This window comes from Streptomyces sp. GQ60, from assembly GCF_059758875.1.
The window spans coordinates 143,260-158,255 of sequence record NZ_JCAXEG010000008.1; the positions used below are offsets into that span (position 1 = coordinate 143,260).

13 protein-coding genes are annotated in these 14,996 nt (G+C 70.4%); 2 read left to right on the forward strand and 11 right to left on the reverse strand.

Annotation, left to right across the window (positions count from 1 at the left end; translation table 11 throughout):
* Window positions 1–79: 79 nt before the first annotated feature.
* Entirely contained in the window at window positions 80–1,339 is a 1,260-nt protein-coding gene (gene hisS / locus AC6CKD_RS21445; RefSeq protein ID WP_498329052.1) for a histidine--tRNA ligase, read from the reverse strand.
* A gap of 10 nt (window positions 1,340–1,349) precedes the next feature.
* Complete coding sequence (locus AC6CKD_RS21450) at window positions 1,350–2,060, reverse strand: MBL fold metallo-hydrolase (protein ID WP_498329053.1); 711 nt, start codon at window positions 2,058–2,060, stop codon at window positions 1,350–1,352.
* A gap of 154 nt (window positions 2,061–2,214) precedes the next feature.
* Between AC6CKD_RS21450 and AC6CKD_RS21455 the strand changes: the two genes are divergently transcribed.
* Window positions 2,215–3,003: a peptidylprolyl isomerase gene (locus AC6CKD_RS21455; RefSeq protein ID WP_498329054.1), complete on the forward strand. Its 789-nt coding sequence runs from the start codon at window positions 2,215–2,217 to the stop codon at window positions 3,001–3,003.
* Window positions 3,004–3,212: 209 nt separating this feature from the next.
* A complete protein-coding gene (locus tag AC6CKD_RS21460; RefSeq protein WP_498329055.1) occupies window positions 3,213–4,442 on the forward strand; it encodes a DUF349 domain-containing protein in 1,230 nt (409 codons plus the stop codon).
* Between the two features lie 74 nt (window positions 4,443–4,516).
* Here the strand turns inward: AC6CKD_RS21460 and AC6CKD_RS21465 are convergent, their stop codons facing one another.
* From AC6CKD_RS21465 to AC6CKD_RS21505, 9 genes are all read right to left on the reverse strand, one after another.
* A complete protein-coding gene (locus tag AC6CKD_RS21465; RefSeq protein WP_498329056.1) occupies window positions 4,517–6,967 on the reverse strand; it encodes a RelA/SpoT family protein in 2,451 nt (816 codons plus the stop codon).
* A 327-nt stretch (window positions 6,968–7,294) separates the two neighbouring features.
* The gene (locus tag AC6CKD_RS21470; protein ID WP_498329057.1) at window positions 7,295–7,849 is read right to left on the reverse strand and encodes an adenine phosphoribosyltransferase; all 555 of its coding nucleotides are present in this window, start codon (window positions 7,847–7,849) and stop codon (window positions 7,295–7,297) included.
* The gene (secF, locus tag AC6CKD_RS21475) at window positions 7,846–8,898 is read right to left on the reverse strand and encodes a protein translocase subunit SecF (RefSeq protein WP_498329058.1); all 1,053 of its coding nucleotides are present in this window, start codon (window positions 8,896–8,898) and stop codon (window positions 7,846–7,848) included. The genes AC6CKD_RS21470 and secF overlap by 4 nt, the downstream gene beginning before the upstream one ends.
* A gap of 3 nt (window positions 8,899–8,901) precedes the next feature.
* Window positions 8,902–10,689 carry a protein translocase subunit SecD gene (gene secD, locus AC6CKD_RS21480; protein WP_498329059.1) on the reverse strand — a complete coding sequence of 596 codons (1,788 nt, stop codon included), beginning with the start codon at window positions 10,687–10,689 and terminating at the stop codon, window positions 8,902–8,904.
* Window positions 10,690–10,843: 154 nt separating this feature from the next.
* Window positions 10,844–11,311 carry a preprotein translocase subunit YajC gene (yajC, locus tag AC6CKD_RS21485; RefSeq protein ID WP_498329060.1) on the reverse strand — a complete coding sequence of 156 codons (468 nt, stop codon included), beginning with the start codon at window positions 11,309–11,311 and terminating at the stop codon, window positions 10,844–10,846.
* Between the two features lie 165 nt (window positions 11,312–11,476).
* Complete coding sequence (gene ruvB, locus AC6CKD_RS21490; protein ID WP_498329061.1) at window positions 11,477–12,538, reverse strand: Holliday junction branch migration DNA helicase RuvB; 1,062 nt, start codon at window positions 12,536–12,538, stop codon at window positions 11,477–11,479.
* 307 nt (window positions 12,539–12,845) lie between these two features.
* Entirely contained in the window at window positions 12,846–13,478 is a 633-nt protein-coding gene (gene ruvA, locus AC6CKD_RS21495; protein ID WP_498329062.1) for a Holliday junction branch migration protein RuvA, read from the reverse strand.
* A complete protein-coding gene (gene ruvC, locus AC6CKD_RS21500; RefSeq protein WP_498329063.1) occupies window positions 13,475–14,011 on the reverse strand; it encodes a crossover junction endodeoxyribonuclease RuvC in 537 nt (178 codons plus the stop codon). Before ruvC ends, ruvA begins: the two co-directional genes overlap by 4 nt.
* A 183-nt stretch (window positions 14,012–14,194) precedes the next feature.
* Entirely contained in the window at window positions 14,195–14,947 is a 753-nt protein-coding gene (locus tag AC6CKD_RS21505) for a YebC/PmpR family DNA-binding transcriptional regulator (protein WP_330295445.1), read from the reverse strand.
* Window positions 14,948–14,996 lie beyond the last annotated feature (49 nt).

Genomic DNA, 14,996 nt, shown 5'->3' on the forward strand with positions numbered 1-14,996 from the left:
CAGGAAACGGCGAAAGGGCGGGGCGGGGAGAGCTCCGCGCAGCGGATCCCCCCGGCCCCGCCCCACCAGGCGGCTGACGTCAGGCCAGGCGGGCCTGGACGGTGGCGACCACGTCGGCCAGGGCCACGGGCGTCTGCTCCCCGGACTGCATGTCCTTCAGCTGGACCACGCCCTCTTCGAGGTCACGGTCCCCCGCGACCACCGCGAACCGCGCGCCCGACCGGTTCGCGTCCTTCATCGCACCCTTGAGGCCCTTGCCCCCGTACGAGATGTCCGCGGCCACGCCGGCCCGCCGCAGCTCGGTCACCAGACCGAACAGCACCGGCTTCGCCGCGCCGAGCGCCACCGCGAAGACGGAGGTCGCGGCCGGGATGTCCAGTTCGACGCCCTCCGCTTCGAGCGCCAGCACCGTACGGTCGACGCCCAGCGCCCAGCCCACCGAAGGCAGCGCCGGACCGCCGATCATCTCGGAGAGGCCGTCGTAGCGGCCGCCGCCGCCCACCGCCGACTGGGAGCCCAGACCGTCGTGCACGAACTCGAAGGTGGTGCGGGTGTAGTAGTCCAGGCCGCGCACGAGCTTCTCGTCGTCCTCGAAGGCGACCCCGGCCGCCGTCACCAGCGCCCGCACCTCCTCGTGGTACGCCTTGCAGGCGTCGCAGAGGTAGTCGCGCAGCATCGGGGCGCCGACGAGCTGCTTCTGTACGTCGGCCCGCTTGTCGTCGAGCACGCGCAGCGGGTTGATCTCGGCCCGTCGCACGGTCTCCGCGTCCAGGTCGAGGCCGCGCAGGAAGTCCTGGAGGGCCTCCCGGTACACCGGGCGGCACTCCTTGTCGCCGAGCGAGTTCAGCAGGATGCGGAAGTTGCGCAGCCCGAGCGAGCGGTACGCCTGGTCGGCCAGGATGATCAGCTCGGCGTCCAGCGCCGGGTCCTCGGCTCCGATCGCCTCGGCGCCGACCTGGGAGAAGTGGCGGTAGCGGCCCGCCTGCGCCCGCTCGTAGCGGTAGTAGGAGCCGGAGTACCAGAGCTTGACGGGCAGGCCGCCGAGCTTGTGCAGGTTGCCCTGCAGGGCGGCGCGGAGCACGGAGGCGGTGCCCTCGGGGCGCAGGGCGAGCTGGTCGCCGCCCTTCGTGGTGAGGGTGTACATCTCCTTGCTGACGATGTCGGTGGACTCGCCGACGCCGCGCGAGAACAGCTCGACGTTCTCGAAGCCGGGGGTCTCCACGTACCCGTAGCCGGAGTTCTTCAGGGGCGCCGAGATCGCCTCGCGCACCGCCAGGAAGGTGGCGGAGCGGGGCGGCAGCAGGTCGTACGTGCCCTTGGGGGCCTGGAAAGTACTCACGAAACTCTCGTCACATTCCTCGTCGTGGAGACGTGAAGCCGTCTCCCAGGCCGGCGGCCACCTGCCGCAGGTACGGATTGGTGGCTCGCTCACGGCCAATGGTCGTGTGCTCGTTGTGTCCGGGCAGCACCACGGTCGAGTCGTCGAGCGGCAGGCACACGCGGGCCAGCGATTCGAGCATGTCGGCGTGGCTGCCGCCGGGGAAGTCGGTACGCCCGATGGAGCCGGCGAAGAGCAGGTCGCCCGAGAACAGCAGCGGCGGGATGTCCGCCGCCTCGGGCATCCCGAAGGTCACCGACCCCCTGGTATGGCCGGGGGCGTGCGAGACGGTGAGCTCCATGCCGGCCAGGACGAGCTGCGCGCCGTGGTTAAGCTCCTTGACGTCGGAGGGCTCCCCCACCGTGAGCTCGCCCATGAGCTGCGCTCCGAGGGAACGGCCGAGGGCCTTCTCCGGGTCGCTCATCATGAAGCGGTCCTCGGGGTGGATCCAGGCCGGTACGTCGTGTGCTCCGCAGACCGGGACCACCGAGGCCACATGATCGATGTGGCCGTGGGTGAGGACGACGGCGACGGGCTTGAGCCGATGCTTCTTCAGCGTCTCTTCGACACCCTGGGCGGCCTGGTGGCCCGGGTCGATGATGACGCACTCCTCACCGGCGGCGGGGGCGACCACGTAACAGTTGGTCCCCCAGGCCCCGGCGGGGAATCCGGCAATCAGCACGTTCGTCCTCAATCGTCGTCCGGCGGGAGGCTTGCAGATCGGAATGCTGCTGCTCAGAGGGTACCGGCGCCGCTCATTACACAGCGAACCCATATACGGTACGGCCTAACCCAGCCCGGACAGTGGTACCAGACACGCACAAGGAGACGACCCGGTGGTCACGAGCGATCAGCGGCGGCGCCAGCTCGCCAGGGAAAAGTACGAACGCCAGCAGAAGCGGCGTGCAGAAGCGCGGCAGAAGTCGCGCAAGCGGCTCGCCGTGATCGGCGCGGCGGTGGCCGTGGTCGTGGCGGCGCTGGTCGGCCTCGTGGCCGGCGGGGTGTTCGACAAGGACAAGAAGGACGTGGCGGCCGACCCGGCCGCGACCCCCTCGGCCCCGGCCTCGCCGACCCCGCAGCAGTCCCCCTCCCCGGCGATGGCGATCGACGCCAAGGCGAAGTACACCTTCGCCCTGAAGACCAGCGCGGGCGACGTCACCTTCGAGATGGACGCGGCGAAGACCCCGCAGACGGTCAACTCGTTCAAGTCGCTCGCCGACAAGAAGTTCTTCGACAACACCAAGTGCCACCGCCTGACGACGGGCAGCATCTTCGTCCTGCAGTGCGGTGACCCGCAGGGCACCGGCATGGGCGGTCCCGGCTACACCATTGCGGACGAGAACCTCGACTCGCTGGGCAAGCCCAACGAGACGGGCCAGGTGATCTACCCGGCGGGCACGGTGGCGATGGCCAACACCGGCCAGCCCGGCTCGGGCGGCAGCCAGTTCTTCCTGGTCTACAAGGACAGCCCCCTCGCCCCGTCGTACACGCCCTTCGGCAAGATCGACGCGGCGGGCCTGAAGGTGCTCGAAGAGGTGGCCAAGGCCGGTACGGCCGACGGCGGCCAGGACGGGGCCCCCAAGACCCCCGTGACCATCGAGAAGGGCACCGTCACCCAGAACTGACCGGGACCGGGCGCCCCGGGCCCGGGCTGTCTCCTCGATTTCCTCGACGGCGCTCCGGTACGGCGATATTCCGTCGTGCTGGATGCGGACAGCCGGCCCGGCGGTCGCCTATGTTGGCGTTGTGCAGGGCGGGCGCGGCCCGCCCCAGGAAACTGTGGACGATGCCCAGGGGGTGAACCCCTCGCAAGGCATCAGGTGGAGGAGGCGCTGTGAGCAGCGACCCGTGGGGCCGAGTCGACGAGACCGGCACCGTGTACGTGCGAACTGCCGATGGCGAGAAGGTCGTCGGCTCGTGGCAGGCCGGCACCCCGGAGGAGGCCCTGGCCTACTTCGAGCGCAAGTACGAGGGCCTGGTGGTCGAGATCGGCCTCCTCGAACGACGGGTGCGGACCACCGATCTGGCCGCCAAGGACGCCCAGACGGCCATCGAGCACCTGCGCACGCAGGTGGACGAGCACCACGCCGTCGGCGACCTCGACGCGCTGCGCGTCCGGCTGGACAAGCTCGTGTCGACCGTGGACTCGCGGCGCGAGGAGCGCAAGGTCCAGAAGGCCAAGCAGACGGACGAGGCCCGTACGGCCAAGGACGCGCTGGTGGCCGAGGCCGAGGAGCTGGCGCAGAGCGACCAGTGGCGCAGCGCCGGCGAGCGGCTGCGGGCCCTGGTGGACATCTGGAAGGGTCTGCCCCGCCTCGACCGCAAGTCGGACGACGAGCTGTGGCACCGCTTCTCGCACGCCCGTTCCGCCTTCTCCAAGCGCCGCAAGGCCCACTTCGCCTCGCTCGACGCCCAGCGCGAGGACGCCCGGAAGGTGAAGGAGAAGCTGGTCGCGGAGGCCGAGTCGCTGTCGAAGTCGACCGACTGGGGTCCGACGGCCGCGCGCTACCGCGAGCTGATGGAGAGCTGGAAGGCCGCGGGCCGTGCGCAGCGCGAGTCCGAGGACGACCTGTGGAACCGTTTCCGCGGCGCCCAGGACGTGTTCTTCGCGGCGCGCAGCGAGGTCTTCGCGGAGCGCGACGCCGAGCAGGTGGAGAACCTGAAGCTGAAGGAGGAGCTGGCCGACGAGGCCGAGAAGCTCCTCCCGATCACGGACCTGAAGGCGGCCCGTGCCGCGTTCCGTTCCCTGAACGAGCGCTGGGAGGCCATCGGGCACGTACCGCGGGACGCGCGTCCCAAGGTCGAGGGCCGGATGCACACCGTCGAGCGGGCGATCCAGGAGGCCGAGGAAGGCGAGTGGCGCCGTACGAACCCGGAGGCGCGGGCCCGTGCGGCCGGTCTGACGGGTCAGCTGCAGGCGGCGGTCGACAAGCTGCGCGGCCAGATCGACACGGCGCGCGCCCAGGGCAACAACTCCAGGGCCGACAAGCTGTCCCGGGAGCTGGAGGGCCGTCAGGCCCTGCTGGACCAGGCGCTGAAGGGCCTCGAGGAGTTCGGCGGCTGATTTCCCGGCCGCCCCGCACACGTGGAAGGGCCCCGGTACGCAGTGCGTACCGGGGCCCTTCCACGTGTGCCGTGCTACGGCCTGCGGGCCGAGGTCACGCGGTAGACGTCGTAGACGCCCTCGACGCCCCGTACGGCCTTCAGGACGTGGCCCAGGTGCTTCGGGTCGCCCATTTCGAAGGTGAACCGGGAGGTGGCCACCCGGTCGCGGGAGGTCTGGACGGCCGCCGACAGGATGTTCACGTGCTGGTCCGACAGGACCCGGGTGACGTCCGACAGCAGCCGGGACCGGTCCAGTGCCTCGACCTGGATGGCGACCAGGAAGACGGAGGACTGGGTGGGCGCCCATTCGACCTCCAGCATCCGCTCGGGCTGCTGGGAGAGGGAGTCCACGTTGACGCAGTCGGCACGGTGAACCGATACGCCGCTGCCGCGGGTGACGAACCCGATGATGGGGTCGCCCGGCACCGGGGTGCAGCAGCGGGCCAGCTTGACCCACACGTCCTCGACGCCCTTGACCACCACGCCGGGGTCGGCGTTGCCGCGACGGGTGCTGCGGCCGCGGGCCGGCGGGATGCTGTCCTCGATGTCCTCGTTGGCCGCGTCCTCGCCGCCGAGGGCCTGGACCAGCTTCTGGACGACGTTCTGCGCGGTGACGTGGCCTTCGCCGATCGCCGCGTAGAGCGAGGAGATGTCGGGGTAGCGCATCTCGTGCGCGAGCGTGACGAGGGAGTCCCCGGTCAGGATGCGCTGGATCGGCAGGTTCTGCTTGCGCATGGCCCGCGCGATGGCGTCCTTGCCGTGTTCGATGGCCTCGTCGCGGCGCTCCTTGGAGAACCAGGCCCGGATCTTGTTGCGGGCGCGGGGGGACTTGACGAAGCCCAGCCAGTCGCGGGACGGGCCGGCGCCCTCGGCCTTGGAGGTGAAGACCTCGACCAGGTCGCCGTTGTCGAGGGTCGATTCGAGCGGGACGAGCCGCCCGTTGACCCGCGCTCCTATGGTCCGGTGGCCGACCTCGGTGTGGACGGCGTACGCGAAGTCGACGGGCGTGGCTCCGGCCGGCAGGGCGATGACATCGCCCTTGGGCGTGAAGACGAAGACCTCGTTGCGCGAGAGGTCGAAGCGCAGCGAGTCGAGGAACTCGCTCGGGTCCTCGGTCTCCTTCTGCCAGTCCAGCAGCTGGCGCAGCCAGGCCATGTCGTTGACGGTGTCGTGGCCGGCGCTGCCCTTGGCCGCCTGCGGCACGTCGGTCCGTACCTTCGAGGTGCCGGCGACGGTCTGCTGCTTGTACTTCCAGTGCGCGGCGATGCCGTACTCGGCGCGGCGGTGCATGTCGAAGGTGCGGATCTGGAGCTCGACGGGCTTCCCGCTGGGTCCGATGACCGTCGTGTGGAGCGACTGGTACATGTTGAACTTCGGCATCGCGATGTAGTCCTTGAACCGGCCGGGGACCGGGTTCCATCGCGCGTGCACGGTGCCGAGGGCGGCGTAGCAGTCCCGGACGGTGTCGACGAGGACCCGGATGCCGACCAGGTCGTAGATCTCGGCGAAGTCGCGGCCGCGCACGATCATCTTCTGGTAGACGCTGTAGTAGTGCTTGGGGCGCCCGGTGACGGTGGCCTTGATGCGGGCGGCCCGCAGGTCGGCCTGCACCTCGTCGGTGACGACGGTGAGGTACTCGTCGCGCTTGGGCGCCCTTTCGGCCACCAGCCGCACGATCTCGTCGTACATCTTGGGGTAGAGGATCGCGAAGGCGAGGTCCTCCAGCTCCCACTTGATGGTGTTCATGCCCAGCCGGTGCGCCAGCGGGGCGTAGATCTCAAGGGTCTCGCGGGCCTTCTTCTCCTGCTTCTCCCGCTTGAGGTAGCGCATGGTGCGCATGTTGTGCAGCCGGTCGGCCAGCTTGATGACCAGGACCCGGGGGTCCTTGGCCATGGCCACGACCATTTTGCGGACGGTCTCGGCCTGCGCGGCCTCGCCGAACTTGACGCGGTCGAGCTTGGTGACTCCGTCGACGAGCAGGGTCACGGCGTCGCCGAAGTCGCGCCGCAGGTCCTCCAGCCCGTACTCGGTGTCCTCCACGGTGTCGTGGAGGAGCCCCGCCATCAGGGTGGCCGGGTCCATGCCCAGCTCGGCGAGGATCGTCGTCACCGCGAGCGGGTGGGTGATGTACGGGTCGCCGCTCTTGCGCTTCTGGCCGCGGTGCCAGCGCTCGGCGACCTGGTAGGCCTGTTCGATCTGGCGCAGCGTGGCCGTCTCGATCTTCGGGTCGTTGCTGCGGACTATGCGGAGCAGCGGTTCCAGGACCGGGTTGTACGGGTTGGAACGCTGGACGCCGAGGCGGGCCAGCCGGGCGCGCACCCGATTGGAGGACCCGGCCGACTTCGCGGACGCGGGCTTGACCGGGGGCGCGGGCGCCGGGGCCGACGGTACCGGGGCGGCCGGCGGCGTGGCGGGGCCCGCCGCGGCCGGCTCGGCCTGCGGATCGGGCTGCGCGGCGGAGATTGGCTGGACCTCGTCTGGCAAGAGCGCTCCTCAGGGGGTCCCCCCGGACGAAGTTTGGGGGAGGATCCGGTGCCCGTGTCCGGTCCGGATAACCCATCGTAGCGAGGGTTGCGCCACCCCGTTCCCCGAGTCCACCCCGACCCTCGCCGGGCCCGGCCATATCCAGCCCGTCCGTGGTTCGAGGACCGGGGTCCGGGGCGGAGCCCCGGCTGGGGGTCCCCCGGACGGAGTCTGGGGGATGGCGGAAGGGCGGTAGGGGACCTCGCCCCGCGCAGGGGCCCCCGGACACGCCGAAGCGGGCGCGCTCCGGGAGTCCCCGGTGCACGCCCGCTTCGTAGAACAGCGTGGTCAGACCACGATCAGCGCATCGAGCGGAGCATCGCCCAGCGTCGACAGCAACCGCTCGCGGCCCGGCAGGAACGACAGCTCCATCAGGACCGCGACCCCGGCGACCTCCGCCCCGGCCCGCCGGATCAGCTCCAGCGAGGCGGCAGCGGTGCCACCGGTGGCCAGCACGTCGTCGATGACCATGACCCGGTCGTCGGCGCACAGCGCCTCCGCGTGGATCTCGATCTCCGCCGACCCGTACTCCAGGTCGTAGGACTGCAGGAGCGTCGCCCCGGGGAGCTTCCCCGCCTTGCGGACCGGCACGAAGCCGATGCCCGCCTGCACGGCCACCGGAGCCGCCAGGATGAATCCCCGCGCCTCCAGCCCGACGATCTTCGTCGCTCCGTACTGCCCGGCCAGGGCCACCAGCGCGTCCGTGAGGGCGCCGAACGCCTTCGGGTCGGCCAGCAGCGGGGTGATGTCCTTGAACATCACGCCCGGCTTCGGGTAGTCCGCCACGTCCGTGATCCGGCTGAGCAGCAGGTCCCGTACGCCGGCGGGCAGCTCCGCGGTCACCGGCGGCGTCCCGACCGGCCCTGCGCCACTACCTCGGGCGTGCCTTCGGTCCCGGCGTCCTCGGGCGATTCGCCCCTGGCCTCGGCCGACGCCCGCTTCGCGAGCACCCGCTTCTTCAGGGCCTTCATCGCCGGCTCGCGCTCCTTCAGGTCCACGACCAGCGGGGTCGCGATGAAGATCGACGAGTAGGCGCCGGCCGCGAGGCCGACGAACAGCGACAGCGAGATGTCGTTCAGCATGCCGGCGTCGAGGATGCCGCCACCGATGAAGAGCAGCGCCCCGACCGGGAGCAGTGCCACGACGGTGGTGTTGATCGAGCGGACCAGCGTGCCGTTGATGCTGCGGTTGGCGATCTCGCTGTACGTCCAGCGGGTCTGCTTGGTGATGTCCTTCGAGCCCTCCTTGAGACCGTCGAAGACGACGACGGTGTCGTAGAGGGAGTAACCGAGGATGGTCAGCAGACCGATGACCGTACCCGGGGTGACCTCGAAGCCGACCAGCGCGTACACGCCGACCGTGATCGTGAGGTCGTGGATCAGCGCGATGAGCGCCGCGACCGCCATCCGCCACTCGAAGGCGATGGCCAGGTAGATCACCACGAGGACCATGAAGACGCCGAGGCCGGTCCAGGCCTTGTTGGCGATCTGCTCGCCCCAGCTGGGGCCGACCAGGTCCGCGTTGATCTGAGCCGCGTCGACCTTGAGGTCGGTCGCGAGCTTGGCCTTCACCTCGGCCGCGGCATCGGTGCCCAGTTCCGAGATCTGGATGCGCAGGCCGCCGGTGCCGAGCTTCTGGACGATCGCGGCGTGGCCGGAGGCCTCTTCCGCGTCCTCGCGGGCCTGGGCCTCCGAGACGGAGGTCTTCGGGGTGGTGAAGACGGCCCCGCCCTTGAACTCGATGCCCATGTTGAGGCCCGAGACGGCCACGGCCACGATCGCCGTGATGGTGATCAGGATGGAAACGCCGTACCAGACGAAGCGCTTGCCGACGAAGTCGTAGCCGACCTCACCTCGGTACAGCTTGGCGCCGAGATCTCCGAGCTTCGACATCTCTCACGCCTCCTTTGCGTCGACGGGAACGGAGACGGTCGCGGCGGCCGCGGCGGAGCCGGTACGACGCGAGCGTCGCAGCGGCGGCTTCGCGCCCAGTCGCTTCGGGTCGAGCCCGGACCACGGGTGACCGCTGGCGAAGAAGTTCGTACGGGCCAGCAGCGTCATGACGGGCTTGGTGAAGAGGAACACCACGACCACGTCGAGCAGGGTGGTCAGGCCCAGGGTGAAGGCGAAGCCCTGCACCTTGCCGACGGTGACGATGAACAGCACCGCGGCGGCCAGGAACGACACGAAGTCGGAGACGAGGATGGTGCGACGGGCGCGCGGCCAGGCGCGCTCGACGGCCGGACGCAGGGTGCGGCCCTCGCGGATCTCGTCCCGGATGCGTTCGAAGTACACGATGAACGAGTCGGCGGTGATGCCGATCGCGACGATCGCACCACAGACGGCCGGCAGGTTCAGGGCGAAGCCGATTCCCTTGCCGAGCAGCACCATGATCGTGTAGGTCAGGATGCCGGAGACCATGAGACTGATGATGGCGACGAACGCCAGGCCCCGGTAGTACGCCAGCAGGTAGATCACCACGAGGGCGAGGCCGATGGCACCGGCGATGAGGCCGGCCTTCAGCTGCTCGCCGCCGAGCGCGGCGGTGACGGTGGTGACGCTGTCCTCCTGGAAGGACAGCGGCAGGGCGCCGTACGAGAGCATGTTGCCCAGGTCCTGCGCGGACTGCTGGGTGAAGCCGCCGGAGATCTCGGCGTTGCCGCCGGTCAGCGCCTGGCTGACGGACGGGTCGGAGATGACCTCGCCGTCGAGCACGATGGCGAACTGGTTCTGCGGGGGCTGCTTGGCCGCGAGCTCACCGGTGATCTTGGCGAACTTGTCGGCGCCCTTGTCGGTGAACTGCATCGTGACGATCCACATGCCGCGCTGCGGGTCGATGATGCCCTTGGCGTCCTTCACGTCCTGGCCGTTGACCTGGGCCGGGCCGAGCACCCACTTGCCCCAGGCGTCGCCGCGCTTGCCGCAGGCGAGCGTCGGGTCCTCGGGCTTGACGTTCTGCTTGACGGCGGTGCGCTGCGCCTCGTCGCTGCAGTCCAGCGCGGCGAACTTCGCCTGCAGGTCCGCGGCTGCGGCCTGGTCGGCGGACGGCGCGGACGGCGACGTGGACGGGGTGGCCTTGTCGTCTGCCTTCTTCGACTCGCTCGCCGAGGGCGAGGGAGAGGGGGCGTTCGGGGCCTTGAGGGCCTCACTGACCGCACGGCCCTGGGAAGTGGCGCTGGACGACGGGGTGGGCGCACTGGCGGACGGGCTGCCGGAGCCGCTCGGGGCGGCGCTCGGGGAGCCGCTCGCGTTGGCCTCGGGGGCTACCGGGGCACCGTCCGCCGTGGCGAGCACGGGGCGGAAGTACAGCTGGGCGGTGGTGCCGACCTGGTCGCGCGCCTGCTGGTCGTTCGTCCCCTTGGGGATGTTCACGATGATGTGGTCGCGGCCCTGGGTCTGGACCTCGGCCTCCGACACACCGAGACCGTTGACGCGGCGCTCGATGATGCCGACCGCCGTGTTCATGTTGGTCTCGTTGATCGCGTCCGGCTTGCCGGGCTCGCTCTTGGCCTTGAGCGTGATGCTCGTACCGCCGGCGAGGTCGATGCCGAGGCGCGGCGTCGTCTGCTTCGTGAGGAACATCCCCGCGGTGAGCGCCACCATCGCGATCAGGATGATGGCCAGGGCACGCCCCGGCCTCCCCTGAGCCCCCGTGGGCCGCCGGCCCTTCTTCGGTGCTGCCACCTTGTCGTATCTCCCTGTCCAACCGTCCCGCGCCGGGTCAGCGCGGGGACGGCCACCGAAATGTGTGTGGGGACCCCTGCCCCCCGCAGAAGGGTCACTGGCGGGGACCGCCGGGGCTGCCGATCAGGCGCCCCGCACGGTCCCCGGTCCAGCGCTACTTCGCGCCGGCCTCGCCGTCGGTCTTGCCGTCCTTCGGCTCGTCGCCCTTGGCCTCGTCGGCCGCGGGCTCGTCGGCCTTGGGCTCGTCCTTCTTGCCCAGGTCGAGCTTGGGGGCCTCGTCCCCGGTCAGGGAGGACGCGTCGTCCGGGACGACCGGCGTGTCGATCGTCAGATCATCGGTGATGCCGTGGACGATGCGGTTGTACTCCTCGTCCTCCAGCACCGCGCCGATGGAGTTCTTCGCGTAGATCGCGTGGACGCCGGGGGCCACCTCGAGCGTGACGGTGTCCTCGCCGACCTCCTTCACCGTGGCGTACATGCCGCCGATGGTGCGGACGCCGGTACCGGCGGTCAGCTGGTCGCGCATCTGCACGGCCGCCTGCTGCTTCTTCTTCTGGCTGCGGGTCAGCAGGAACATCGCCCCGATGATCAGCACGAACGGAAGGAGGGACATGATATTCACGGGACGCAGGTCCTTCGCATCGACCGCACAAGCGCACGGCCTTTGTACGGGGGGTGGGTACGCCGACCGTAAGGGTCGGCATCGGCGGAGTCTAGGCGAGTCCGCACCGATGGAACAACGCCCAGCATGTCACCGCAGTTCCTGAGGGGGCGAACGTCCGCGCCGTCAGGTCCCGAAGAGGCCCTGTTGTCCGCTTGATCCGTTCCCGCCCTGCTGGGGCGGAACAAGTCCCAGGTGAGCCCATGCGGCCGGGGTCGCGACCCGCCCCCTGGGGGTTCTGGCCAGAAGTCCTTCCCGTACGAGGAAGGGCTCGGCGACCTCCTCCACGGTCTCCCGCTCCTCGCCGACGGCGACGGCGAGCGTCGACAGGCCCACGGGGCCCCCGCCGAAGAGCTTCAGGAGCGCCTCCAGGACGCCCCGGTCCAGCCGGTCGAGCCCGCGCTCGTCGACCTCGTAGACCTTCAGGGCGGTGCCGGCGACCGCACGGTTGATCACGCCGTCGGCCCTGACCTGGGCGTAGTCGCGGACGCGGCGCAGCAGCCGGTTGGCGATACGGGGGGTTCCGCGCGAGCGGCCGGCGATCTCGGCGGCGCCGGCGGTGTCGATCTCCACGTCGAGGAGCCGCGCGGAACGGTGGATGACGCGCTCCAGCTCCTCCGGGGCGTAGAACTCCATGTGGCCCGTGAAGCCGAAGCGGTCGCGCAGCGGGGGCGGGAGCAGACCGGCCCGGGTCGTGGCCCCGACGAGGGTGAACGGGGGCAGTTCCAGCGGAATGGCGGTGGCCCCCGGGCCCTTGCCGACGATCACGTCGACGCGGAAGTCCTCCATGGCCATGTAGAGCATTTCCTCGGCGGGCCGGGACATCCGGTGGATCTCGTCGAGGAAGAGGACCTCGCCCTCCTGGAGGGAGGAGAGGATGGCGGCGAGGTCGCCCGCGTGCTGGATGGCGGGACCGGAGGTGATCCGGATGGGCGCGTCCATCTCGGCCGCGATGATCATGGACAGGGTGGTCTTCCCCAGACCCGGGGCGCCCGACAACAGCACGTGATCGGCGGTGGCGCCGCGCTGGCGGGCCGCCTTCAGGACGAGGTCCAGCTGCTGGCGGACCTTCTCCTGCCCGACGAACTCACCGAGGTCCTTGGGCCGCAGGGCCGCCTCGACGGCGGTGTCCTCGCCGTCCGCCGCGGCTGCGACGATCCGGTCGTCGCTCTCGTCATCCCAGTTCACGGTGTCAGTCTGCCTTCTCGGGTGGTGCGGTGGTCCGTCGTGTGCGGGCGGGCCTGCGGGGCATTCTCCCCGCCCCGCCCTTTCTCCGTTTCCCGGGCTCCGCCCAGACCCGCGCCTCCATCACCTGCGGGGCTGGGATTGCCCTGCGGGCCATCGGCCCGCCAGCCCGCACGGTGCGTTGCGCGCACGTGCGAGCCGACGCCGGCCACGATCCAGCCCCGCCGGGGCCTGAGGCGATCTTTCAGCCCCGCCGGCGTTCGAGGCGCGGGGTCCGGTACGGAGCCCCGGCGACGGCGCCGCGCCGGACTCATCGCGCCCGGTTCAGGGACTGCAGGGCCGCCCGCAGGAGCTGTGGAACGGGGGCCGACCCGCCGGCGGCGATCGCCGCCTCCGCCTGCGGGGTCACGGCCGAGACGGCCTCGTCCGCGTCCCGGGGGGCGTAGCCGAGGCCGATCAGGGCGGCGGAGAGCTGCTCCGACCACGGCGCCGGGCCGGAGGCCACCGCACGCTGCGCGCCGACCATCCCGCTCGACCCCAGCGGAGCCCCCAGCTTGTCCTTCAGGTCCAGCAGCAGCTTCTGCGCGCCCTTCTTGCCGATGCCGGAGACGGCCATCAGCGCCTTCTCGTCGCCCACGGAGACGGCGACCCGCAGCGCGTCCGGGCTGTGCACCCCGAGCATCGCCTGCGCGAGCTTCGGGCCGACCCCGCTCGCGGTCTGCAGAAGCTCGAAGACCTGGCGCTCGTCGTCGTCGGCGAAGCCGTACAGCGTGAGGGAGTCCTCCCGCACGACCAGGGACGTCGCCAGCCGGGCCTGCTCGCCGGTCCGCAGGCCCGCGATGGTGTTCGGCGTGCAGTGCACGGCCATGCCCACTCCCCCGACCTCGATGACGGCCAGGGTGGGGGCGAGCGCGGCGACCGTGCCGCTGACGAAGGCGATCATGTGGTGCGGCCTTTCAGGGCGCTGGCATGCCGGTTGACGGCCTGCTGGAGGCGGTTCTGCGCGGGGGCACGCCAGATGTGGCAGATGGCGAGGGCGAGGGCGTCCGCGGCGTCGGCGGGCTTGGGCGGGGCGGACAGCCGCAGCAGCCGGGTCACCATGGCTCCGACCTGCGCCTTGTCGGCGCGACCGCTGCCGGTGACGGCCGCCTTGACCTCGCTCGGGGTGTGCAGCGCGACCGGTATGCCGCGGCGCGCCGCGCACAGCATGGCGACGGCGCTGGCTTGGGCGGTGCCCATCACGGTGCTGACGTTGTGCTGGCTGAACACCCGCTCCACGGCGACGACTTCGGGCCGGTGCTCGTCGAGCCATTCCTCGATGCCCTGCTCGATCGCGACGAGCCGGTGGCCCAACTCGGCGTCCGCGGGCGTCCGTACGACCCCCACGGCCAGCATCGTCAGGGGGCGGCCGGCCACCCCCTCGACCACACCGACACCACATCGGGTCAGGCCCGGGTCAACACCGAGTACGCGCACCCCCGCCTCCCCCCTTTGCGGCTGAACCGCCGCCGCTCTCGCGGAGGTGGTGCCTCGCCGTCGTGGCTGATCAATTGATGGTTGCGGTCGCCAGACTAACCGCTGCCTATGACAACGCAGCGGGCCGACGGGGTGTGTCCCGTCGGCCCGCTGCTTTGGCGCCGTGCGCGCCGGACGCCCAGGTCAGGCGTCGACCTTCTCCATGACCTCGTCCGAGACGTCGAAGTTCGCGAAGACGTTCTGCACGTCGTCGCTGTCCTCCAGCGCGTCGATCAGCTTGAAGATCTTGCGCGCGCCCTCTTCGTCCAGCTCGACCTGCATGGTCGGAAGGAAGTTGGAGTCGGCAGAGTCGTAGTCGATGCCCGCCTGCTGCAGCGCGGTGCGGACGCCGACCATGTCGGTGGCCTCGCTGATGATCTCGAACTGGTCGCCGAGGTCGTTGACCTCTTCCGCGCCCGCCTCGAGCACCGTCTCCAGCACGTCGTCCTCGGACAGCTCGCCCTTGGGCAGCAGGACGACGCCCTTGCGGTTGAACAGGTACGAGACCGAGCCGGGGTCGGCCATCGAACCGCCGTTGCGGGTCATGGCGACCCGCACGTCGGACGCGGCACGGTTGCGGTTGTCGGTGAGGCACTCGATGAGCACCGCGACGCCGTTCGGGCCGTAGCCTTCGTACATGATCGTCTCGTAGTCGGCGCCGCCGGCTTCGAGACCGCCGCCGCGCTTGACCGCGGAGTCGATGTTCTTGTTCGGGACGGAGCTCTTCTTCGCCTTCTGGATGGCGTCGAAGAGGGTCGGGTTGCCATCGATGTCGGCGCCGCCCATACGGGCCGCGACCTCGATGTTCTTGATCAGCTTCGCGAAGAGCTTGCCGCGCTTGGCGTCAACCACGGCCTTCTTGTGCTTCGTCGTAGCCCATTTAGAGTGGCCGGACATCTGCCTGTCTCCTTCGCGTCACCAACAATGTTCGCCTCAGATCCTACCG